General features: G+C 74.7%; 25 protein-coding genes and 1 riboswitch. Of the genes, 20 read left to right on the top strand and 5 right to left on the bottom strand.

Annotation, left to right across the window (positions count from 1 at the left end):
* The 3 genes from selB (at position 1) to LPU43_RS18115 (ending at position 2,273) form a co-directional block, all read left to right on the top strand.
* The gene (gene selB / locus LPU43_RS18125; protein ID WP_229401631.1) at positions 1-1,764 is read left to right on the top strand and encodes a selenocysteine-specific translation elongation factor; all 1,764 of its coding nucleotides are present in this window, start codon (positions 1-3) and stop codon (positions 1,762-1,764) included.
* Positions 1,765-1,814: 50 nt separating this feature from the next.
* Positions 1,815-2,012 carry a hypothetical protein gene (locus LPU43_RS18120; protein WP_229401630.1) on the top strand — a complete coding sequence of 66 codons (198 nt, stop codon included), beginning with the start codon at positions 1,815-1,817 and terminating at the stop codon, positions 2,010-2,012.
* Between the two features lie 90 nt (positions 2,013-2,102).
* Positions 2,103-2,273 carry an amidophosphoribosyltransferase gene (locus tag LPU43_RS18115; RefSeq protein WP_229401629.1) on the top strand — a complete coding sequence of 57 codons (171 nt, stop codon included), beginning with the start codon at positions 2,103-2,105 and terminating at the stop codon, positions 2,271-2,273.
* 27 nt (positions 2,274-2,300) lie between these two features.
* Here the strand turns inward: LPU43_RS18115 and LPU43_RS18110 are convergent, their stop codons facing one another.
* Positions 2,301-2,948, bottom strand: coding sequence for a hypothetical protein (locus tag LPU43_RS18110; protein ID WP_229401628.1), 648 nt, complete (start codon positions 2,946-2,948; stop codon positions 2,301-2,303).
* A 142-nt stretch (positions 2,949-3,090) separates the two neighbouring features.
* On the opposite strand from LPU43_RS18110, the gene LPU43_RS18105 reads away from it, so the two are divergent.
* A complete protein-coding gene (locus LPU43_RS18105) occupies positions 3,091-3,294 on the top strand; it encodes a hypothetical protein (protein WP_229401627.1) in 204 nt (67 codons plus the stop codon).
* Here the strand turns inward: LPU43_RS18105 and LPU43_RS18100 are convergent.
* From LPU43_RS18100 to LPU43_RS18090, 3 genes are all read right to left on the bottom strand, one after another.
* On the bottom strand, positions 3,291-3,770 hold the full coding sequence (locus tag LPU43_RS18100) for a hypothetical protein (RefSeq protein WP_229401626.1): 480 nt from the start codon (positions 3,768-3,770) through the stop codon (positions 3,291-3,293). The two genes, LPU43_RS18105 and LPU43_RS18100, sit on opposite strands and share 4 nt — an antisense overlap.
* On the bottom strand, positions 3,767-3,976 hold the full coding sequence (locus tag LPU43_RS18095; protein ID WP_229401625.1) for a phosphatidylethanolamine-binding protein: 210 nt from the start codon (positions 3,974-3,976) through the stop codon (positions 3,767-3,769). Before LPU43_RS18095 ends, LPU43_RS18100 begins: the two co-directional genes overlap by 4 nt.
* An 81-nt stretch (positions 3,977-4,057) precedes the next feature.
* Entirely contained in the window at positions 4,058-4,882 is an 825-nt protein-coding gene (locus LPU43_RS18090; RefSeq protein ID WP_229401624.1) for a universal stress protein, read from the bottom strand.
* 239 nt (positions 4,883-5,121) lie between these two features.
* Here LPU43_RS18090 and LPU43_RS18085 point away from each other — a divergent pair, with 239 nt between their 5' ends.
* From LPU43_RS18085 to LPU43_RS18020, 14 genes are all read left to right on the top strand, one after another.
* Entirely contained in the window at positions 5,122-6,309 is a 1,188-nt protein-coding gene (locus tag LPU43_RS18085; protein WP_229401623.1) for a PP2C family protein-serine/threonine phosphatase, read from the top strand.
* A gap of 42 nt (positions 6,310-6,351) precedes the next feature.
* On the top strand, positions 6,352-6,819 hold the full coding sequence (locus LPU43_RS18080; RefSeq protein ID WP_229401622.1) for a MarR family winged helix-turn-helix transcriptional regulator: 468 nt from the start codon (positions 6,352-6,354) through the stop codon (positions 6,817-6,819).
* 313 nt (positions 6,820-7,132) lie between these two features.
* A complete protein-coding gene (gene clsA, locus LPU43_RS18075) occupies positions 7,133-7,753 on the top strand; it encodes a cardiolipin synthase ClsA (protein ID WP_229401732.1) in 621 nt (206 codons plus the stop codon).
* Positions 7,750-8,691 (top strand): DUF881 domain-containing protein, encoded by a 942-nt coding sequence (locus tag LPU43_RS18070; RefSeq protein ID WP_229401621.1) that lies wholly within the window; start codon positions 7,750-7,752, stop codon positions 8,689-8,691. Before clsA ends, LPU43_RS18070 begins: the two co-directional genes overlap by 4 nt.
* A complete protein-coding gene (locus LPU43_RS18065; protein WP_229401620.1) occupies positions 8,688-9,020 on the top strand; it encodes a small basic family protein in 333 nt (110 codons plus the stop codon). Before LPU43_RS18070 ends, LPU43_RS18065 begins: the two co-directional genes overlap by 4 nt.
* A gap of 10 nt (positions 9,021-9,030) precedes the next feature.
* Positions 9,031-9,936 (top strand): DUF881 domain-containing protein, encoded by a 906-nt coding sequence (locus LPU43_RS18060; RefSeq protein WP_229401619.1) that lies wholly within the window; start codon positions 9,031-9,033, stop codon positions 9,934-9,936.
* A gap of 65 nt (positions 9,937-10,001) precedes the next feature.
* Positions 10,002-10,382, top strand: coding sequence for a glycine cleavage system protein GcvH (gene gcvH, locus LPU43_RS18055; protein ID WP_229401618.1), 381 nt, complete (start codon positions 10,002-10,004; stop codon positions 10,380-10,382).
* Between the two features lie 210 nt (positions 10,383-10,592).
* Positions 10,593-11,045 carry an oxoglutarate dehydrogenase inhibitor Odhl gene (odhI, locus tag LPU43_RS18050; protein WP_229401617.1) on the top strand — a complete coding sequence of 151 codons (453 nt, stop codon included), beginning with the start codon at positions 10,593-10,595 and terminating at the stop codon, positions 11,043-11,045.
* A gap of 50 nt (positions 11,046-11,095) precedes the next feature.
* A complete protein-coding gene (ftsR, locus tag LPU43_RS18045) occupies positions 11,096-11,800 on the top strand; it encodes a transcriptional regulator FtsR (protein ID WP_229401616.1) in 705 nt (234 codons plus the stop codon).
* Between the two features lie 225 nt (positions 11,801-12,025).
* Positions 12,026-12,493 (top strand): bifunctional nuclease family protein, encoded by a 468-nt coding sequence (locus tag LPU43_RS18040; protein WP_229401615.1) that lies wholly within the window; start codon positions 12,026-12,028, stop codon positions 12,491-12,493.
* A 206-nt stretch (positions 12,494-12,699) separates the two neighbouring features.
* On the top strand, positions 12,700-13,281 hold the full coding sequence (locus LPU43_RS18035) for a MerR family transcriptional regulator (protein ID WP_229401614.1): 582 nt from the start codon (positions 12,700-12,702) through the stop codon (positions 13,279-13,281).
* A gap of 284 nt (positions 13,282-13,565) precedes the next feature.
* The gene (locus tag LPU43_RS18030) at positions 13,566-14,804 is read left to right on the top strand and encodes a nitric oxide synthase oxygenase (RefSeq protein WP_229401731.1); all 1,239 of its coding nucleotides are present in this window, start codon (positions 13,566-13,568) and stop codon (positions 14,802-14,804) included.
* A gap of 3 nt (positions 14,805-14,807) precedes the next feature.
* Positions 14,808-16,031, top strand: a complete 1,224-nt coding sequence (locus tag LPU43_RS18025) for a globin domain-containing protein (RefSeq protein WP_229401613.1) — start codon at positions 14,808-14,810, stop codon at positions 16,029-16,031.
* On the top strand, positions 16,028-16,642 hold the full coding sequence (locus LPU43_RS18020) for an SPFH domain-containing protein (protein ID WP_229401612.1): 615 nt from the start codon (positions 16,028-16,030) through the stop codon (positions 16,640-16,642). Before LPU43_RS18025 ends, LPU43_RS18020 begins: the two co-directional genes overlap by 4 nt.
* 10 nt (positions 16,643-16,652) lie before the next feature.
* On the opposite strand, the gene LPU43_RS18015 is transcribed toward LPU43_RS18020, so the two are convergent.
* A complete protein-coding gene (locus tag LPU43_RS18015) occupies positions 16,653-17,312 on the bottom strand; it encodes an NAD(P)H-binding protein (RefSeq protein WP_229401611.1) in 660 nt (219 codons plus the stop codon).
* 118 nt (positions 17,313-17,430) lie between these two features.
* On the opposite strand from LPU43_RS18015, the gene LPU43_RS18010 reads away from it, so the two are divergent.
* Together LPU43_RS18010 and LPU43_RS18005 are read left to right on the top strand one after the other, a co-directional pair.
* Positions 17,431-18,312, top strand: a complete 882-nt coding sequence (locus tag LPU43_RS18010) for an NAD-dependent protein deacetylase (RefSeq protein WP_229401610.1) — start codon at positions 17,431-17,433, stop codon at positions 18,310-18,312.
* A gap of 76 nt (positions 18,313-18,388) precedes the next feature.
* Positions 18,389-18,485: riboswitch (glycine riboswitch) on the top strand.
* 78 nt (positions 18,486-18,563) lie between these two features.
* On the top strand, positions 18,564-20,209 hold a 1,646-nt coding region (locus LPU43_RS18005), incomplete at its 3' end, for an aminomethyl-transferring glycine dehydrogenase (RefSeq protein ID WP_505845717.1).

The following is a 20,209-nucleotide window of genomic DNA, read 5'->3' as shown; positions in this document are numbered from 1 at the left end:
ATGTGGGTGGTGGCCACCGCCGGGCACGTCGACCACGGCAAGTCCACCCTGGTGCGGGCGCTGACCGGGATGGAGCCCGACCGGTGGGCCGAGGAACGCCGCCGGGGCATGACCATCGACCTCGGCTTCGCCTGGACGACGCTGCCCTCCGGCGGCACCATCGCCTTCGTCGACGTCCCCGGCCACGAGCGGTTCGTGCCGAACATGCTCGCCGGCGTCGGCCCCGCCCCGGCCGCGCTGCTGGTGGTCGCCGCCGACGAGGGCTGGATGCCCCAGTCCGCGGAGCACCTGGCCGCGCTGCACGCGCTCGGGGTGTCGTACGGGCTGCTGGTGGTGACCCGCGCGGACCTGGCCGACCCGGGGCCGGCGCTGGCCCACGCCCGCGCCCGCATCGCCGAGACCTCGCTCGGCGCGGTGGACGCCGTGGCCGTCAGCGCGGTCACCGGCGCCGGCCTGCCCGAGCTGCGGACCGCCCTGGACCGCCTCGTGGCCCGGCTGCCCGACCCGGCGGCCGACGCCCCGGTGCGGCTGTGGGTGGACCGGTCGTTCACCGTCAGGGGCAGCGGCACCGTCGTCACCGGCACCCTCGGCGGCGGGCGGCTGGCCGTCGGCGACCACCTCGAACTCGCCGGCACGGGGGAGCCGGTACGGGTACGCGGCCTGCACTCCCTCGGCGAGGCCCGCGACGAGGTGGCCGCCGTCGCCCGGGTGGCGGTGAACCTGCGCAACGTGCCCCGGGACCGGCTGGGCCGGGGCGACGCCCTGCTCACCCCCGGCCGGTTCGGCCGCACCGACCTGCTCGACGTGCGGCTGGCCGGGGACCCGGCCGGTGACCTGCCGGCCACCCTCACCCTGCACGTCGGCTCGGCCGCCGTCACCGCCGGGGTCCGCCCGCTGGGCCCGGACACCGTTCGGCTGCGGCTGGCCCGCCCGCTGCCGCTGCTCGTCGGCGACCGGGCCCTGCTGCGCGACCCCGGCCGGCACCACGTGGCAGGTGGGGTGACCGTCCTGGACGTGGCCCCGCCCCCGCTGGCCCGGCGCGGGGCCGCCGCCGCCCGCGCCGCCGTGCTCGCCGGCCTCGACGGCCGGCCCGACCTCGCCGGTGAGCTGCGCCGCCGCCGCCTCGCCCGCCGCGAGGAGCTGACCCGGATGGGGGTGCCCGCCACGGCCGCCCCGGTCGCCGGGGACTGGCTCGCCGACCCCGAGCACTGGCGCGCCCTCGCCGCCCGGCTCGCCGAGGAGACCACCCGGTACGCCCGCGCGCACCCCCTGGAGCCCGGCGTCCCCGTCGACGTGCTGCGCCACCGCCTCGACCTGCCCGACCGGGCGCTGGTCGAGGCCCTGGTCCGCCCGCCGCTGCAGGTGGTCGCCGGCCGGGTCACCGCCGCGCCCGGCGACGCGCTGCCCGAGCCGGTGGCCCGCGCGGTGGCCCGGGTCCGCGCCGAGTACGGCGACCGGCCGTTCCAGGCCCCGGAGACGCACCGCCTCGCCGACCTGGGCCTCGGGCCCCGGGAGATCGGCGCGGCCGTGCGCGCGGGCGCGCTGCTGCGGCTGGCCGAGAACGTGGTGCTGCTGCCCGGCGCGGTCGACGACGCCGCCCGGGTGCTGGCCGGGCTGCCGCAGCCGTTCACGCTCAGCGCCGCCCGGCAGGCCCTCGACACCACCCGCCGGGTCGCCGTGCCGCTGCTGGAGCTGCTGGACCGGCGCGGGGTGACCCGCCGGCTGCCCGACGACGCCCGCACCGTCGTCGCCCCGCCCCGCTGAGCCGGCCGGTTCGGGCGCGACCCGGGCGAACCGTGGCCTAGCGTGGCGGCATGGACCCCTCGGCGGTCTGGCGGGACAAGAACCACCGGTGGCGCATCGAGGCGTACCGGGCGCCGGACCTGCGGTTCGCGATCTTCGCCACGAACGGCCCCACCGAGTCGGCCCCGCTGTGGCTGTTCGGGATGGCCGCTCTGGCCCGCTGGCTGATGACCCACGCCATCTCCCTCGACGACCTGGAGGCCGACTGAGCCGGGCCAACCCCGGACGGGGGAGCGGGGCCCGTTCCGCCGCCCGCGCCGCCGGCGCCCGCGTACGTTCGCGGGGTGAAGGACCGAGGAATGCGCACGGCCGTGGCGGTGCTCGCCGGCCTCGCGGTCATCTACTTCGGCAGCCGGGGACGCGCGCCCGACGAGGGCGGCGGGGTCACCGGCGGGGTGATCGTGCTGGCGGTGCTGGCCGCCGCGCTGGCCTGGTACCTGACCAGGCCGGGCGACAACGCGGCCAAGTGACCGCCCCGGCCCCGCGCGCTCGGCGCGTCAGCGGGCGGCGCGGGTGACCTTGTCGGCGGTCTCCTCGCCCAGGGCGACCCGCACCAGCGCCGAGGCGAGCCGACCGAAGTCGCCGTCGCCGACCAGCGCGGCCAGCCCGTGCGCGTCCGCCGGCAGGCCGAGCCGTCGCGCCCCGGTCAGGGTCCGCCGGTCGGCGTACGGGCGCACGTCCGCCCAGACGGCCTGCGCCTCGCGCAGGAAGATGTCCGCGCCCGTGGGGCCGATGCCGGGGAACCCGGTGAGCAGCCGGCGCAGGGCGGCGCGGTCGCCGTCGGCCTCCCGGTGCAGCCGGCGCAGGTCGCCGTGCCAGCGCTCCAGGCACAGCCGCGCGCCGGTGCCGAGCATCGTGGCGGTCCGCTCGTCGTAGCGGCGGTAGTGGCCCCGGCCCAGCGCGTCGACGCGGTCCTGCCAGCCGGCCGCCTCCATCGCCTGCGGGGTGCGGTACCCGGCGGCGAAGAGTTCCCGGGCGGCGGCCACCGCCACCGAGGCCCGGATCCGGGTGCTCAGCAGGGTGGCGAGCACCAGCAGCCGGTACAGCGGGCCGGGCCGGTCGGCGAGCCCGACGCCCGCCTCGTCGGCATACGTGCGGCCTTGCCGCTCGAGGAGGGTCCGTGCGGTCTTCCGGGCGTCCGCCACGGTATCCGGATACCCGGATCGGGGCGGTCCACCCGCGCCGAGGCCCGGGGCGTGGCGTCCGAATGGCGGGCACGGCGGCGGGTACACCGCTCGTGGGCGTGGCGCCCGCCGCGCCGTCCCTTCCGAGGAGGAGACCGCCGTGATGAACCCGCAGCAGCCGGAACTGCGCCGCAACGCGCGCAACGACGCCGTGCAGGACGCCAAGGGGCCCGGTGCCTCCGGTCACCCCCGCCACCAGGGCACGTCCCAGGGCGACCGGGGGCGCGCCGTGCCGCGCGGGCAGGCGTCCCCGTACGGGCCCGCCGCCGCCCACGTGGCCGACGACGACAGCGACGACCGGGCCTAGCGCCCGCGCGCCGACGACGGCGGCCGCAGCCGGTTCCAGGTGGCTGCGGCCGCCAACCCGTACGCCAGGTGCGGCACGACGTCCGACAGCCAGTCCGTCCGGCCCCAGCGGCGCGGGTCCGTCACGCCCAGCACGGTCATCGACCCGTCCGACGTCGCCATCACGCCCCCGCCGAGCAGCGTCACCGCCACGGGCAGCGGCACCCGCCGACGCCCGGCCAGCAGCGCGTACGCGACGCCGGCGCCGACGCCCACCCCGTAGCCGAGGACGGGCCCGAGGCCCGAGCGGCGGTTGTCCGCCCGGTCCTCGGGGCCCAGGTCCACGTGCGCCAGCCCGGCGATCCGCCCGGCGGTCTCCTCCGGGGTGCTGCTCGCCGGCCGGGCGCGCAGCACCATGTCGAGGTAGCTGACCACGTTCAGGGCCGCGCTGCCCACCGCGCCGGCGATGGCCCCGTCGACGAGCCGCGCCGCGCTCACTTCGGGTCGCCCGGCTCGCGTTCGCCCTTCGGGCCGTACGTCCGCTCTCCCCGCACGACGCCGCGCTGTCCCCGGTCGTCCTGCAGGATGCGGTTGGCGACCCGATTGGCCTCGGAGTCCGCCGCCCGTCCGGAATTCTCGATCAGGTCGCGCAGCCGCGCCCGCGTCTTGTCGTACGCGTTGCTGCCGGGTCGTGGTCCTGGCATCGTCGCCTCCTGCGGTCTGGGGCCGTTGGCGCCCGGTGTCTACCCGCCCCCGCCGGGGCCAACCGTCGCCGTCGCCGGGGTTCACCCGGGGGTGCGGACCACCGCCACCGGACAGTCGGCGTAGTGCAGCACCGACTGGCTGATCGAGCCGAGGAAGAGGCCGGCGAGGGTGCCCCGGCCCCGGCCGCCGACCACCAGCAGCCGCGCGTCACGGGACGCCTCGGTCAGTGCCCGGGCCGCCCGGTCGCGGGCCAGCACCCGCTCGACGGGCAGCTCCGGCCGGCGCGCGGCGAGCCCGGCCAGGGCGTCGGCCAGCACCTGTTCGCCGCCCGGTGCCCCGGAGTGGGCGTGCACCGCGCGCAGGGGCGCGCCGCGCGCGGCCGCGGCGTCGGCGGCGAACTCCACGGCGGCCGGGTGCTGGCCCGAGTCGTCGACCCCGACGACGACCGGTCCGTGGTCCCGCGTCGCCCCCCGGGCGACCAGCACCGGGCAGTCCGCGTACGTGGCGACCTGGAGGGCCACGGATCCGACGACCAGGGTGGCGAACCCGCCGAGCCCCCGGTTGCCGAGGACGATCAGCGCGGCGGTGGGGGACTCGCCGAGCAGCACGGCGGCGGGCGCCCCGTCGATGATCTCGCCGGTGATCCGCGTCCCCGGGGCGTGTGCCTCGGCCTCGGCGACCGCCTCGGCGACGACGCGTTCGGCCTGCTGGCGCAGCCCCGACCCGGGCGGGCTGCCGGCGGCCGGGCCGAGCGGCACGCGCAGCAGCGGCCAGATGAACCCGTGCACCACCCGCAGCGGACGCTGCCGCAGGGCGGCCTCCCGGGCGGCGAGCCGGACGGCCCGCAGACTCGGTTCGGAGCCGTCCGCGCCGACCACCACCGCCGCGCCGCTGGCCGAGTTCACCGCGCCACCTCCTCGCGTGGGCCCGCGGTCAGTATCGCGGCTGCCGCGCCGTCGCCGGGGCGATATTCGGCGGGCCGCCGCGTCGCCGGGCCGAGTCTTACGGGCCTGCGTACGCCGACGGTCGGCGCGTACCCGCTGGCCCGGGGCCCGTCGGCCCGGTCCGGGCGACCGGGCCGGGGAGGGCGTCGCGGCCCTCCGTATGATGCTTGCTCTACAGCAAGAGTTGTCGGAGGGTGATCATGCCGGAGGCGTCCGGAACGGTGTCCCGCGCGCTGCGCGAGGCGCCGCCCGACCGGTTGGCGGAGGCCGCCGACGAGGCGGTCCGCGCTGCCCTGGGCGCGTCGCGGACCGACGTGTTCGTCGCCGACTACCGGATCAGCGGGCTCTGGCCCGTGCTGGACCCGGACCTGCCGGACGCGGGCTTCCTGGCCTGCCACGGCGTGGCCCAGCGCTGCTTCAGCAGCCAGCAGCCGGTGCTCGACGGTGGCGACGACGGCCGGTGCCGGATGTACCTCCCGCTGACGGTGTGGGGCGAGCGCCTCGGCGTGCTCATGGTCGAGCTGCCGTCGCCGCCGGGGGCGTCGGCGGTGGAGACGGCCCGGGACCTCGCCGGTGAGCTGGCCCTGGCGCTGCGCGCGGCCGACCGGGGGACCGACCGGTACCGCCGGGCCCGCCGCCGGGAGCGGCTGAGCATGGCGGCGGAGATGCAGTGGGACCTGCTGCCGGGGCGCAGCGTCACGCACGGGGCGTTCCTGCTGGCCGGGCAGTTGGAGCCCGCGTACTCGGTGGGCGGCGACCACTTCGACTGGTCGGTGGACGGCGACCGGCTGACGCTGACGGTGCTCAACGGCGCCGGCACCGGGCTGTCGGCGTCGCTGCTGACGGCGGTGACGGTCAACGCCATGCGTAACGCCCGCCGCTCCGGCGGCGGCCTGGTCGAGCAGGCCGAGCTGGCCTCGGACACCATCTTCTTCCAGCACCGGGGGGAGCGGCACGTGGCGACCCTGCTGCTGGAGCTGGACACCACCGACGGCCGGGTGCGGGCGGTCGACGCGGGCTCCCCGCACGTGCTGCGGCTGCGGGGCGGGTCGGTGGAGCGGGTGCCGCTGGAACAGCAGTTGCCGCTGGGCATGTTCGCCGAGACCAGGTACGAGGTGCAGGAGTTCGCCGTGGAGCCCGGGGACAGGCTGTTCGTGGTCAGCGACGGCGTGTACGCGGCGGCCCCCGGCGGCCGCGAGCCGTACGGGGAGCGGGCCATGGCGCGCTCGATGCGCGCGACGCGGTTGCAGCCGGCGACGGAGGCTGTTGGTACGGTGATGCGCGGGCTGCAGTCCTACCATGCCGACGTCGATCTGCGCGACGACGCGGTGGTCGTCTGCCTCGACTGGCGCGGCCGTGACGGGGCGCCGGGCGACCGGGCGCGGTAACGGGACGACAGGGAGACGAGCGGACATCGCAGGGGACGTCGGGTGGAGCAACCGGATCTCGCCGCGGCGATCGACGCCGCCGCAGAGGCGCTCGTCCGGGTCCTCGACCCGACGGGTTCGCGATACCAGATGACGGTCTCGCCCACGCAGCTTCGGGTCCTGTCGCTGATCAGCAGCCGCCCGGAGACCAACGTGAACCGCCTCGCGGAGCTGCTGGACGTGGTGCCGTCGTCGGCGAGCCGACTGTGTGACCGGCTGGAGGCCATCGGGCTGCTGCGCCGGGTGGGGGACCCGAGGGACCGCCGGGAGGTCCGGCTGGTGCCGACGGCGGCGGCGGAGGCCCTGCTGCGGGAGCTGAAGGAGCGCCGGCAGCGGGCGGTGCGGGCGGTGCTGGAGCGGATGCCCTCGCGCACGCAGCACGAGCTGCTGCTGGCGCTGTTGTCGTTCGCCCAGGCGGCGGCGCCGAGCGCGCCGGTGGCCCAGCAGGACTCGTCGGCCCGCACCGCCTGACCGACCTGGGGGACTTCCAGAGAGCCACCCTTTCATCCTAGGAAGCTCTACGCGACGTGAGCCCACCCACAGGCCCGCAACGCCGCCGCGCGCCCGGCAACGGGCGAAAAGCAGCCGGATATAGTGGCAGCGCAACTCGCCGGCCCGCGATCCACGTGATCCCGGGCGGCACCAAGGGGGAGGTCCCGGCCCGGGATCCGAAGGCGCCGGCGAAGGCCGGCCCGGCAACGCGCACGTCCTTCCGCAGCGCCCGCACCGGGCGTCGGACCGTGCTGCGGAGGGAGGTTCGGTGGCGCGTCGGCCCACGGGGGCGCTGCCCCCGGAGAGCACCGGCGGCCCGGGTGCCGCGCCGGTAGGGGACCGGATCCTCACCCTGCCCAACCTGATCAGCTTCGTCCGGCTGCTCGGCGTGCCGCTCTTCCTCTACCTGCTGCTGGTCGCGCACGCCGACATCGCCGCCGTGGTGGTGCTGGCGATCGGCGGCACCACGGACTGGGTCGACGGCTGGATCGCCCGCCGGCTGCGGCAGGTCAGCCGCCTCGGCGAGCTGCTCGACCCGCTGGCCGACCGGCTCTACATCCTGGCCACGCTGGTGGCGTTCACCGCCCGCGAGGTGGTGCCGTGGCAGTTCACCGCCGTCCTGCTGGCCCGGGAGCTGCTGCTGCTGGGCTCGCTCGGGGTGCTGCGCCGGCACGGGTACGGGCCGCCGCCGGTGCACTACGTCGGTAAGACCGCCACGTTCCTGCTGCTCGCCGCGTTCCCGGTCCTGCTGTTGGCGCACGCCACGTCGGCGGCCACCGCGACGGTGGCCGGCGCGGTCGGCTGGGCGTTGGCCTGGTGGGGCCTGGCCCTGTACTGGGCGGCCGGCGCGCTGTACGTGGTCCAGGCGGCGCGTCTGGTGCGGGCCGTGCGCGCGCCGGGGGTGGCCGCGTGAGCGCTCCGGCCGGCGGGCGGCCGAGTGCGCCCGGCGCGGGGCGGGGGTTCACGCCGGACTTCCTGACCGAGTTGTTCCGTAATCCGCTGGACCCGGGGTACGCGGACGCGGCGGAGCGGCGTCGGGCGGCCGGGGCGCGGCCGGCGGGGTGGCGGTCCCGGTCCGCGCAGGCGGTGAGCGTCGTGGTGATCGTGGCGTTGGGTTTCCTGTTCGCGGTGGCGTACCGGCAGACGGTGGCCGAGGAGCCGGGGCGCAGCAAGGCGCGGGCCGGGCTGGTGGCGCAGATCAAGGCGCGCGAGGCGCAGACCGACGAGTTGGCGGCGCGGGCGGACCGGTTGCGGGAGGAGGTCGGCCGGCAGCGTGACGCGGCGTTGAGTGGCTCGCAGGCCTCGCGGTTGCGCAGGTTGGAGGCGGGCACGGGGCTGGGCCGGGTGCGTGGTGACGGTGTGGTGGTGCGGTTGGCGGACGCGGCGGCGCAGGAGGGGGACGCGGTGACGGGGGCGGGGGGTGGTCCGCCGCGGGTGTTGTACACGGATCTGCAGAAGGTGGCCAACGACCTGTGGGCGGCGGGCGCGGAGGCGGTGGCGATCAATGGTCAGCGGTTGACGGCGACGTCGACGATCCGGTCGGCGGGTGCGGCGATCCTGGTGGACTTCCGTCCGGTGACGGGTCCGTACGAGGTGTCGGCGATCGGTCCGGGTTCGTTGCGGGAGCGGTTCGGTGACAGTCGGGCGGCGTATCTGATGCGGGAGTTGGTGGAGTCGGTGGGTTTGTCGTTCCAGGTGCGGGAGGTGGAGGAGCTCACTCTGCCGGCGGCTCCGGAGCCGCGGCTACGCTACGCCGAGCCGAGTCCGAGCCCGTCGGGGGTGGCGGGTTCGTCCGGTCCTGAGCCGTCCGGCTCTGGTTCGTCTCCCAGTCCTACCGGAGGTGGCCGATGATCGCGGTGCTGGCGTTGATCGCCGGGGTGGTGCTGGGGGTGTATCTCGATCCCACGGTGCCGGCGGCGTTGCAGCCGTATCTGCCGATCGCCGTGGTGGCGGCGTTGGACGCGGTGTTCGGTGGGGTGCGGGCGAAGCTCGACCGGATCTTCGACGACAAGCAGTTCGTGGTGTCGTTCATCTCGAACGTGCTGGTGGCGGGTCTGATCGTGTATCTGGGTGACCAGTTGGGCGTGGGTGGGCAGTTGTCCACGGGCGTGGTGGTCGTGCTGGGGGTGCGGATCTTCGGCAACGTGGCGGCGATTCGTCGTCACCTGTTCCGGGCGTAGGTTCGTGGCGATGAGCGAAGAGCACACGGAGACGGGTACGGGGTGGCCGCAGCCGGCGCGCCCGGGTGGGCCGGTGGGGGAGCCTGATCCTCGGCCGGAGGCGCCGGAGGCGGACGAGGTCAGCCCGTTGGCGCCGGAGGGTGGGTCGCCGGGGCCGGAGGAGGGCGCGACGGTGGACCTGTCGGCGGGGGGTGGTTCCTCCGGGGCTGTTCCGGTGGGGCGGCGGTTGACGTCGGCGGGGGCGATGATCGCGTTGTTGCTGGGCTTGTTGGGGTTCACGTTGGTGGTGCAGTTGCGCACGACGTCGACGGACCCGACGACGGCGGCGACGCGGCAGGAGGACCTGGTGCGGATCTTCTCGGATCTGGATTCGCGGGAGAAGCGGCTGCGGCAGGACATCGAGTCGTTGGAGGAGAGCCAGCGGCAGTTGCGTTCGGGTGAGCAGGGTCGGCAGGCGGCGTTGGAGGAGGCGACGCGGCGGGCGGACGAGATGGGGATCCTGGCGGGGACGTTGCCGGCGCGGGGTCCGGGGTTGACGGTGCGGTTCGAGGCGGGGTCGAAGCCGATTTCGGCGTACCGGGTGTTGGACGCGGTGCAGGAGTTGCGGGGTGCGGGCGCGGAGGCGATGCAGATCTCGGGTGGGGGTGGTGGTGCGGCGCGGATCATCGCGTCGACGTACTTTCTGGACGGTTCGGGTGGGGATCTGGTGGTGGACGGGCGTCGGTTGTCGGGTCCGTTCACGATCACGGTGATCGGTGATCCGACGACGATGGCGACGGCGTTGAAGATTCCGGGCGGGGTGGCCGCGTCGGTTGCCGGTGACGGCGGTAACGTGATCGTCGAGGATCGTGAGGTTGTGGAGGTTTCGCAGCTGCACGAGCCTGTGAAGTTGGAACACGCCCGTCCGGTCTCCTGACCGGGTGTGGCCGCGCCGGTTGGTCGGCGCAGCGTTGGTCGGCACGATGGTGAAGGACGCGTCTGGTGATACCTGAGGATCTGCGGTATACCGCTGAGCACGAGTGGGTGGCGGGTGACGGGTCGGGCGTTGTCCGAATCGGCATCACGCACTTCGCGCAGGACGCGCTGGGTGACATCGTGTACGTCCAGTTGCCGGAGGAGGGCACGCAGGTGGCCGCCGGTGACTCGTTGGGTGAGATCGAGTCGACCAAGAGCGTGTCCGAGCTGTATGCCCCGGTGGGTGGGGTCGTGGCGGCGCGCAACGGGGCGTTGGCCGACACGCCGGAGGTGATCAATTCTGATCCGTACGGTGCGGGTTGGTTGGTGGAGATCACGCCGGGTGATCCGACGGCGGTGGACGGGTTGTTGACCGCCGGCGCGTATCGCGAGCTCACCGGGGGCTGAGTGTCCGTCGGGCGTGGTGGTGTTCTTCCGCGCGTCCGGTTGCCCTGCATTTCGGCGCTGGCTAGGCTCGCCCAGTCGACCGAGAACCGAATAGTTGCGCGTTGTGGAGTTGCCTTCCCGGGCACGGGGAGCCAGCCGCCGGGTGGACTGCCCGGCGGCCAGACCCGCCATACCCGACGCCGACGTGAAACAGATCCGTGAGGTGGTTCCATGACGCGCCCAGACGACGAGTTCCCCCCACTCGACGTCACTTCGACGCTCAATCTCGGTTCGCTCGAAGAAGTGCTCGAGGGGCCGGACACCGATGTGGTGCCGAGCCGGATGTCCGGTTCGTTGCCGCCGGGGATGGCGCTGCTGGTGGTTCGTCGGGGTCCGAACGCGGGTGCCCGGTTCCTGCTGGATCATGATGTGACGACCAGTGGCCGGCATCCTGACAGTGACATCTTCCTGGACGATGTGACGGTGTCGCGGCGGCATGCGGAGTTCCACCGGGACGGTGGGACGTTCACGGTGCGGGACGTGGGCAGCCTGAACGGCACGTACGTGAACCGGGAGCGGGTCGAGGCGGCCACGTTGAGCAATGGTGACGAGGTGCAGATCGGCAAGTTCCGGGTGGTGTTCATCGCCGGTCCGCGTCCGCAGGAGGAGGCCGGCCGGGGGTGAACGAGCCTGCGGCTTCGACGCCGCCCGCGGTGGCGCGCGCCCGTCCGTTGATGAGCATCGGCGAGGTGCTGGCGCAGTTGCGGGTGGAGTTTCCTGACGTCACGATCTCGAAGTTGCGGTTCCTGGAGGCCGAGGGGCTGGTGGAGCCGCAGCGTACGGCTGCGGGTTACCGGAAGTACAGCCGGGACGATGTGGCGCGGTTGCGGTTCGTGCTGACCGCGCAGCGGGACCAGTACCTGCCGTTGCGGGTGATCCGTGAGCAGTTGGCGGGGTGGGACGGGTCGGCGGACGGGCCGGTGCCGTCGCGGCCGACGTTGGTGGCGGTGGGTCCGGGTGGTGAGGTGCCGGGTCGTGCCGGTGCCGAGCCGCCGGTGGATTCGGCGCGGGTGCGGTTGGGTCGGGCCGATCTGGTCGCGCGGAGCGGGATCGACGAGTCGACGTTGGGTGAGTTGGAGCGGCTCGGGGTGTTGGTGTCCGATCCGCCGGGTTGGTACGACGGGGATGCGTTGATCATCGCGCGGGCGGTGGCGGGTCTGGCGGCGTACGGGTTGGAGCCTCGGCATCTGCGGGGTTACCGAACGGCGGCGGATCGGGAGGTGGGTCTGTTCGCGCAGTTGGTGGCGCCGTTGGCGCGGCAGAGTGATCCGGCGGCGCGGGCGCGGGCGGCGGAGACGGCGCGGGAGTTGGTGGTGTTGTCTCAGCAGTTGCACGCGGCGTTGGTGCGGGTGGGTCTGCGGTCGACGTTGGGTCGGTGAATGCGGTGGTGCTGCGCGGCCCGGGCGGTGGCCCGGGCCGCGTGGTGTCGGTGGGGGCCGGTGGGTGGGTTCTGGGTGTGGGGGCGTGTCGTAGGCTTGCCGGGGTAGTCCCTTTCCGGTGCGGGGCGTGGTGCGCGTAGCGCGTGGGTTGTGCGTGTCGCGGTCCGTGTACCGTGCAGGGAAGGGCGCGGTGCGGGCGCAGGTGACAACGACACGGAGGCGGCGGTGCGCGAGCTGAGCGTGGTCGGGGTTCGGGTGGAGTTGCCCAGCAACCAGCCGATCGTCCTGCTGCGGGAGGTCGAGGGTGATCGCTATCTGCCGATCTGGATCGGTGCGGTGGAGGCGACGGCGATCGCGTACGAGCAGCAGGGGGTCAAGCCGGCGCGGCCGTTGACGCATGATCTGTTGCGGGACGTGTTGGCGGCGTTGCAGGCGCCGTTGCGGGCGGTGGAGATCACCGAGTTGAAGGAGAACGTCTTCTACGCCGAGCTGTTGATCGGTGACGACGGGGTGCGGGTGTCGGCGCGCCCGAGTGACTCGATCGCGTTGGCGTTGCGGGTCGGTGCGCCGATTCGTTGTGCCGAGCAGGTCCTCGGTGAGGCGGGGATCGTCATTCCTGACGAGCAGGAGGACGAGGTGGAGAAGTTCCGGGAGTTCCTGGAGCAGGTGAGTCCGGAGGATTTCGCGGGCTGACGGCCTGGTTGTCTTCTCCTGTGCGCCCGCGCCGGGCGTGGTCACTGTGGGTGATCTGCCTCGGGTGCGGGTGATCTTTGCTGTGGCTGCGCGGCGTGTCGCGGTCGTCTTTCGCGGTGACTCTTCAAGGGCGCTATAGGGTTGCCGTGTCGAGGGGCGCGCGTCTGCGGATGCGGCGTCGTCGCACTGGCGGGGAGGTTGTCCGGATGCACGAGCCGCGAGATCCCGAGCCTGGTACGCAGCGGGAGGCGGGTGTGGTGCCGGCGGGGCCGGCGGCTGAGGATGACGGCGCGGTGGGCTACCGGGGTGTGACGGCCTGCCAGGCGGTGGGCATCACGTACCGGCAGTTGGACTACTGGGCGCGGACGTCGCTGGTGGTGCCGAGTGTGCGGGACGCGTCGGGTTCGGGGACGTCCCGGTTGTACTCGTTCCGCGACCTGGTGGTGTTGAAGGTCGTGAAGCGGTTGTTGGACGCCGGGGTGTCGTTGCAGAACATCCGTCGGGCGATCGAGGCGTTGCGGTCGCGTGGGGTGGCCGACCTGGCGGGGATCACGCTGATCTCGGACGGCACGACGGTGTACGAGTGCCGGTCGCCGGAGGAGGTGGTCGACCTGTTGCAGGGCGGCCAGGGCGTGTTCGGCATCGCGATCGGTGGGGCGTTCAAGGAGATCGAGGGGTCGTTGTCGCACCTGCCGGCCGAGCCGGCGGAGCCCGTGGTGGGCGTGCCGGAGGAGGACCCGGTGCACGACGAGTTGGCGGCCCGGCGGGCGCGTCGGCGCGCGGGTTAGCCTCCCCGACTCTCAGCCCCTGGCGGGCGTGTCCAGTGTGGTCGGCTTGGCGGGATGTGTCGATTGTGCACGGTCCCGATGCGAGTCGTCATGTTGACAGCTTTTACGTTCACGGGAATCCTATGTGCGGCGTTCGCGGCCTGCCGCTGGGATGTCACCGTCTGTTGATGCGGTGTGCGGTGGTGGGCTCGGCGGGCGGGACGACGCAGGCAGTGGCGACGACGCTGCCCGACGAGCGGATTTGAACCGAAGTGCAGACTGACAGTCATGCCGCCGTGACCGTGATGGACGTCGGCGGTCGTGCCGTGGACGGCAACGGGTCGGGTTGCCCGGTGGCGCACGGCGCGCCGCCGCCGGTGGACCCGCCGGCCGGGGACGTGGTGGCGGAGGCGGTGGACTTCCTGCGCCTGTTCCACACCGAGCGGCGCCTGCCGGGGTTGGCCGAGCGGGTCGCGCGGGTGCGCGAGGAGATCGCGGTGACGGGCACGTACCGGCACACGAGCGAGGAGCTGGTGTACGGGGCGAAGGTGGCGTGGCGGCAGTCGGTGCGCTGCGTGGGCCGGGTCCGCTGGGCGGGCCTGCGGGTGCGGGACCGCCGGGACGTGACGACGGTGGCGGGGATCGCCCGGGAGTTGGCGCAGCACCTGGCGGTGGCGGACAACGGTGGCCGGATCCAGTCGGTGATGACGGTGTTCGCGCCGGACCGGCCGGGGGTGGGTCCCCGGGCTCGGGTGTGGAACGACCAGCTCGTCCGTTACTGCGGGCGGCGCGGGTTCAACGGGTCGGTGCTGGGTGATCCGGCGCAGGTGGCGATGACGGACGCGGCGGTGCGGTTGGGGTGGCGTCCGCCGCCGGTGCCGGGGCGCTTCGACCTGCTGCCGTGGGTGATCGAGACGGCGTACGAGGAGCCGACGCTGGTGGAGGTGCCCCGGGACCTGGTGCGGGAGGTCGCCCTGACGCACCCGGAGCACCCGTGGTTCGAGGCGCTGCGGTTGCGGTGGCACGCGCTGCCGGTGATCAGCAACATGCGGCTGCGCGTCGGTGGGGTGGACTACAGTTGCGCGCCGTTCAACGGCCACTACCTCAGCGACGAGATCGGCACCCGCAACATGGGCGACCGGGAGCGCTACGACCAGTTGCTGCCGGTGGCGCGGGGGCTGGGGCTGGACACGTCCCGGGAGGACACCCTGTGGCGGGAACACGCCGTGCTGGTGATCAACCAGGCGGTGCTGCACTCGTTCCGGCTGGCCGGGGTGCGGGTGTCGGACCCGCACACGGAGTCGGAGTTGTTCATGAAGTTCTGCGCGCAGGAGGAGCGGGCGGGCCGGCCGGTGCACGGTGACTGGTCGTGGCTCAACGGCAGCGTGGGGTGGGCGGCGTTGCACGCGGTGCACCACCGCTACTACGACACCCGGGTGCCGAACCCGAACCTGTGGCCGGCGCGGCGGGCGTACGGGCCGGACGGCGTGGCGGAGCTGACCCTGCGGGAGCGTCACGACGCGGCCCGCCGGCGGGAGGGCTGAGGCGTGGACGCGGCGGCGTTGCGGCAGAGTTGGGCGCAGTTCTCGGTGGCCGGCCCGGAGGCGGCGAGGTACTTCTACGCGACGTTGTTCACGATCGCGCCGGAGACCCGGTCGATGTTCCCGACGAACATGCGCTACCAGGAGGACAAGCTGCTGGCGGCGTTGGGGCACGTGGTGAGCCACGTCGACGACGAGCGGGAGTTGGCGGCGTTCGCGCGGCGGTTGGGCGCCGACCACCGCCGGTTCCGGGGCACCGACCGGCAGGGCCGCCCCGTGCTGCTGGGGGAGTGGCACTACATGTGGGTGGGGCAGGCGCTGCTGGCGACGTTGGAGCGGTTCCTCGGCCCGGGGTGGACGCCGGCGTTGCGGGCGGAGTGGGCGGGCGCGTACGACGTGGTGGCACGGCTGATGCTGTCGGGTGCGGCGGAGGCGGAGCGGTCGACGCCGCCGTACTGGGAGGCGGAGGTCCTGGCGGTGCAGCGCCGCCGCGCGGACGTGTGCGTGTTCACGGTGCGCCCGAACTACCTGTGCGAGTACCTGCCGGGGCAGTCGCTGCCGGTGCAGGTGCCGCAGTTGCGGCTGTGGCGGTACCTGTCGCCGGCGAACGCGCCGCGCCCGGACGGCACGATCGAGTTCCACGTGCGCGCGGCGGGCCGCTTCTCCACGCACGTGGTGCGCCGGCTGGCCCAGGGGGACGAGGTGTTGCTGGGTTCCCCGGTGGGGGCGGCGCTGTCGTCGTTCGACCGGTCGCCGCACCTGCCGTTGCTGCTGGTGGCCGGCGGCACGGGGTTGGCGCCGTTGCGGGCGGTGGCGGAGGCGGTGGCGCGGCAGGGGGGCCGGCGTCCGACGACGTTGGTGGTGGGTGGCCGCACCCCGGAGCACCTGTACGATGACCGGGCGTTGCGGGAACTCGCGGCGGCGGGTCCGCCGGGTTCGTGGTCGGAGGGCTGGTTGCGGTACGTGCCGACGGTGGAGTCCGGGTGGCAGTGGCCGGGGGCGGTGGGCACGGCCGCGGAGACGGCGGTGCGGTTGGGCCCGTGGCGGGAGGCCGACGTGCTGGTCTGCGGCAGCCCGGAGATGACCCGGGAGACGATCACCGCGTTGACGGCGTCGGGCGTGCCACCGGAACGGGTTCTGACCGAGAGTTACGACCATTCCCTCTATCCGCCCCTCGCGGGCGCGGCCGGGGCCGCGCGGCGGGACTTCACGGGGACAGGTGCCCGATGAGCATCGACCACGGCGACCGCACGGGCGCGACGAGCCGCGCGGTGGGGGCGTTGGAGACGCGCCGGTTCCGGGGCGGTGACTGGTTGCCGGCCGACGACGTCGTCGTGCTGGTCCGGGCCGCCGACGAGCGGATCGCGGTGCTCGACGGCGAGGCGCAGCGGCTGCGGCGGGAGAACGAGACGCTGGTGCAGCAGGTGGAGATGCTGCGGCACGGCGCGTTGCCCAGCGCGGTGCCGCAGGGCCCGGACCCGATGGCGATCGAGTTGGCGGCGCGGGCGCAGGACGAGGCGAGCCGCACGATCTCCGAGGCCAGCGCGGAGGGGGCGGAGATCGTCGCCGACGCGCGGCGGCAGGCCGACGACATCCTCGCCGAGGCGCACCGCCGCGCCCAGACGGTGGCGGGCCGGTCGGGGCCGCACGCCGAGGAGGTGCAGGAGCGGGTGCGGGAGCTGGAGGCCCGCAACGCGGCGCTGGTGGCGGCGGTCACGGCCGGGCAGCAGCAGTTCGCGCGGTGGCAGTCGCACCTGCTGGCGCAGGCGGAGCAGTTGCGGGCCGACGCGGTGGCGGCGGGCGCGGCCGGTCACCAGTTGGGGCAGGCCCTCGGCGGGTAGCCGTCCTGGTTCAGGGGCGGCCGACGGCGGCGACGGCGTCGGCGATGGGGGTGTTCCCGCCGACGAGTTCCAGCACCGCGCCGACGCTGCCGGGGCGGTGCAGCAGGGCGGCGAGGACCCGGGCGACGTCGGTGCGGGTGACGGCGCCGGCGTCGACGCGCGGGGCGAGGGTGACCCGCCCGGTGGGTGGGTCGTCGGTGAGCCGGCCGGGGCGCAGCACCGTCCAGTCCAGGTCCCGGGCGGTCAGGTCGTCCTCGGCGGCCTTCTTGGCCCGCAGGTAGGCGGCGAAGACCTCGTCGGTGCCGGCGGGCGGGGCGTCGTCGACGCCCATGGAGGAGACCAGCAGGTAGCGGCGGACCCCGGCCTGTTCGGCGGCGTCGGCGAGCAGGACGGCGGCGGCCCGGTCGACGGTGTCCTTGCGGGCGGCGCCGCTGCCGGGGCCCGCGCCGGCGGCGAAGACCACCGCGTCGGCGTCGGCCAGGTGCGCGGCGACCTGCGCGACGTCGGCGTGTTCGAGGTCGCACACCCGTGCCTGCGCGCCGGTGGCGCGCAGCGCCGGGGCGTGGTCGGGGTTGCGGATCAGCCCGACGGGGGTGTCGCCGCGGCCGGCGAGGTCGGTCTGCAGCAGCCGGGCGACCTTGCCGTGTCCACCGGCGATGACGACGCGCATACCTGCCAACGTAGCGGCTGCGGGCCGCCGGCACCCGACGGTCGGCCGCACGGGCCCCGGGTGGGAGCGGCGCAGGTCACGGCCCGGGGGCGGGCGGCGGAGGGTGCGGTGCGGCAGCATGGACGGCGTGACCGAGACGACCGACGCGCTGGCCGGGCTGCTCGCCGCCGGTGGGGTCGTGGTGCTCAGCGGCGCCGGCCTGTCCACCGACTCCGGCATCCCCGACTACCGGGGGCCCAGCGGCGTGGCCCGCCGGCACACCCCGATGACGTTCCAGACGTTCACGGGGGATGCGGTGGCGCGGCGCCGTTACTGGGCGCGCAGCCACCTGGGGTGGCGCACGATCGCCCGGGCGGCCCCCAACGGCGGGCACCGGGCGGTGGCCCGGTTGCAGCGCGCCGGGCTGGTCGACGCGGTGATCACCCAGAACGTCGACGGCCTGCACGCCGCCGCCGGGTCGACGCCGGTGGTGGAGTTGCACGGCAGCCTCGACGAGGTGGTGTGCCTGGGCTGCGGCAACCGCACCTCCCGGGAGGAGTTGGACCGGCGGCTGCGCCAGGCGAACCCGGGCTTCGACGCGGCGGTCGCCGCGGTCAACCCCGACGGGGACGTGGACCTGGCCGACGCCGAGGTGGCCCGGTTCCGCACGGTCGACTGCGGGTCCTGCCGCACGGGGGTGCTGAAACCCGACGTGGTGTTCTTCGGCGAGACGGTGCCCGCGGCGCGGGTGGCCCGCTGTTTCGACCTGGTGCGCGGGGCCCGGTCGCTGCTGGTGCTCGGGTCGTCGTTGACGGTGATGTCGGGCCGCCGGTTCGTCATCGACGCGGCGCGGCGCGGCATCCCGGTGGCGGTGGTGAACCAGGGGCCGACGCGCGGCGACGGGTACGCCTCGGTGCGCCTCGACGCGCCGCTGGGGGTGGCGCTGCCCGCCCTCGCCGACCGGCTCGCCCCCGCCGACGCCCCGGCCGAGGCCGGGCAGTTGGTGGCCGGCGGCGGGTGACCCCACGCCGGGCCGCCGCGCGGGGCGGTACGGCGGTTGCCGGCGACGGCGGCGCTGGTAGCGTGGGGGGTGCCGGTACCCCCGCGTGGGAGAGACCGCCCGGTGGTGTGGGCGGCGCCGAAGGGGCAGCTTCCTCCCCGGAACCTCTCAGGCAGAAGGACCTCGCGGGATGGCACTGTGGAGCGCCCTTGCCCGGGGCGTGACTCAGGGGGAGGCCGACCTGTCGACCTCACCCCCTCGGGAGCGCCGCCATGACCGTTGAGCCGTTCGCCGCCCGTCACATCGGGCCGGGCCCCGACGACGAGCGGCGCATGTTGGCCGCCGTCGGCTACGAGTCGATCGACGAGCTGATGGACGCCGCGATCCCCGAGGTGATCCGCTGGCACGGCACCCTGGACCTGCCGGAGCCGGCGAGCGAGCACGACGCCCTGGCCGAGCTGCGGGCCCTGGCCGCCCGCAACACCGTGGCCGTGTCCATGATCGGCCTGGGGTACCACGGCACGCACACCCCGGCGGTGATCCGCCGCAACGTGCTGGAGAACCCGGCCTGGTACACGGCGTACACCCCGTACCAGCCGGAGATCAGCCAGGGTCGGCTGGAGGCGCTGCTGAACTTCCAGACGATGGTGACGGACCTGACGGGCCTGGCCACGGCGAACGCGTCGATGCTCGACGAGGGCACCGCCGCGGCGGAGGCGATGACCCTGGCGCGGCGGGCGTCGCGGAGCAAGAGCCCCGTGTACGTCGTCGACGCCGACGCGTTGCCGCAGACCATCGCGGTGATCGCCAGCCGGGCGCAGCCGCTGGGCATCGAGGTGCGGGTGCTGGACCTGGATGTTGACGAGCTGCCGGCGGAGTTCTTCGGCCTGCACGTGCAGTACCCGGGGGCGTCGGGGGCGGTACGCGACCACGCGCCGCTGGTGGCCGCCGCCCACGGGGTGGGGGCGCTGGTGTGCGTGGCGGCGGACCTGCTGGCGTTGACGCTGCTGCGCCCGCCGGGGGAGGCCGGCGCGGACATCGCGGCGGGCACCACCCAGCGGTTCGGGGTGCCGATGGGCTTCGGCGGCCCCCACGCCGGGTACCTGGCGGTGCGTTCCGGGTTGGAGCGGATGCTGCCGGGCCGCCTCGTGGGGGTGTCCCGCGACGCCGACGGCAACCCGGCGTACCGGCTGGCGTTGCAGACCCGCGAGCAGCACATCCGGCGGGAGAAGGCGACCAGCAACATCTGCACCGCGCAGGTGCTGCTGGCGGTGATGGCCGGCATGTACGCCGTGTACCACGGCCCGGAGGGGCTGCGGGGCATCGCGGAGCGTACCCATCAGATGGCGGCGCGGCTCGCGGCCGGGTTGCGCGCCGGCGGGGTGTCCGTCGCGGACGTGGCGTTCTTCGACACGGTGGCCGCGACGGTGCCGGGGCGGGCCGCCGAGGTGGTCGCGGCGGCGCAGGCGCGGGGGGTGAACCTGCGGCTGGTCGACGCCGACCGGGTGGGGATCTCCTGCGACGAGACGACGACGGTGGCGCACCTGCGGCGGGTGTGGGAGGCGTTCGGGGTGCCCGGCGTCGACGGCGACGTCGACGCGGGCGTGCCGCAGGCGTTGGCGCGCACGTCGCCGTTCCTGACCCACCCGGTGTTCGGCGCGCACCGCTCGGAGACGGCGATGCTGCGCTACCTGCGGCGGCTGGCGGACTTCGACTACGCCCTGGACCGGGGCATGATCCCGCTGGGGTCGTGCACGATGAAACTGAACGCGACCACGGAGATGGAGCCGGTGAGCTGGGCGGAGTTCGCCCACGTGCACCCCCTGGCGCCCGAGTCGCAGACGGTCGGGTATCGGGAGCTGATCGCCCAGTTGGAGGGGTGGCTGGCGGAGGTGACCGGCTACGACGCGGTCAGCGT

The organism is Micromonospora okii, assembly GCF_020884795.1.
Taxonomy (GTDB): domain Bacteria; phylum Actinomycetota; class Actinomycetes; order Mycobacteriales; family Micromonosporaceae; genus Micromonospora; species Micromonospora okii.
The sequence above is the reverse complement of the archived record's forward strand: the minus strand, read 5'-3'. Positions and strand labels throughout refer to the sequence as shown.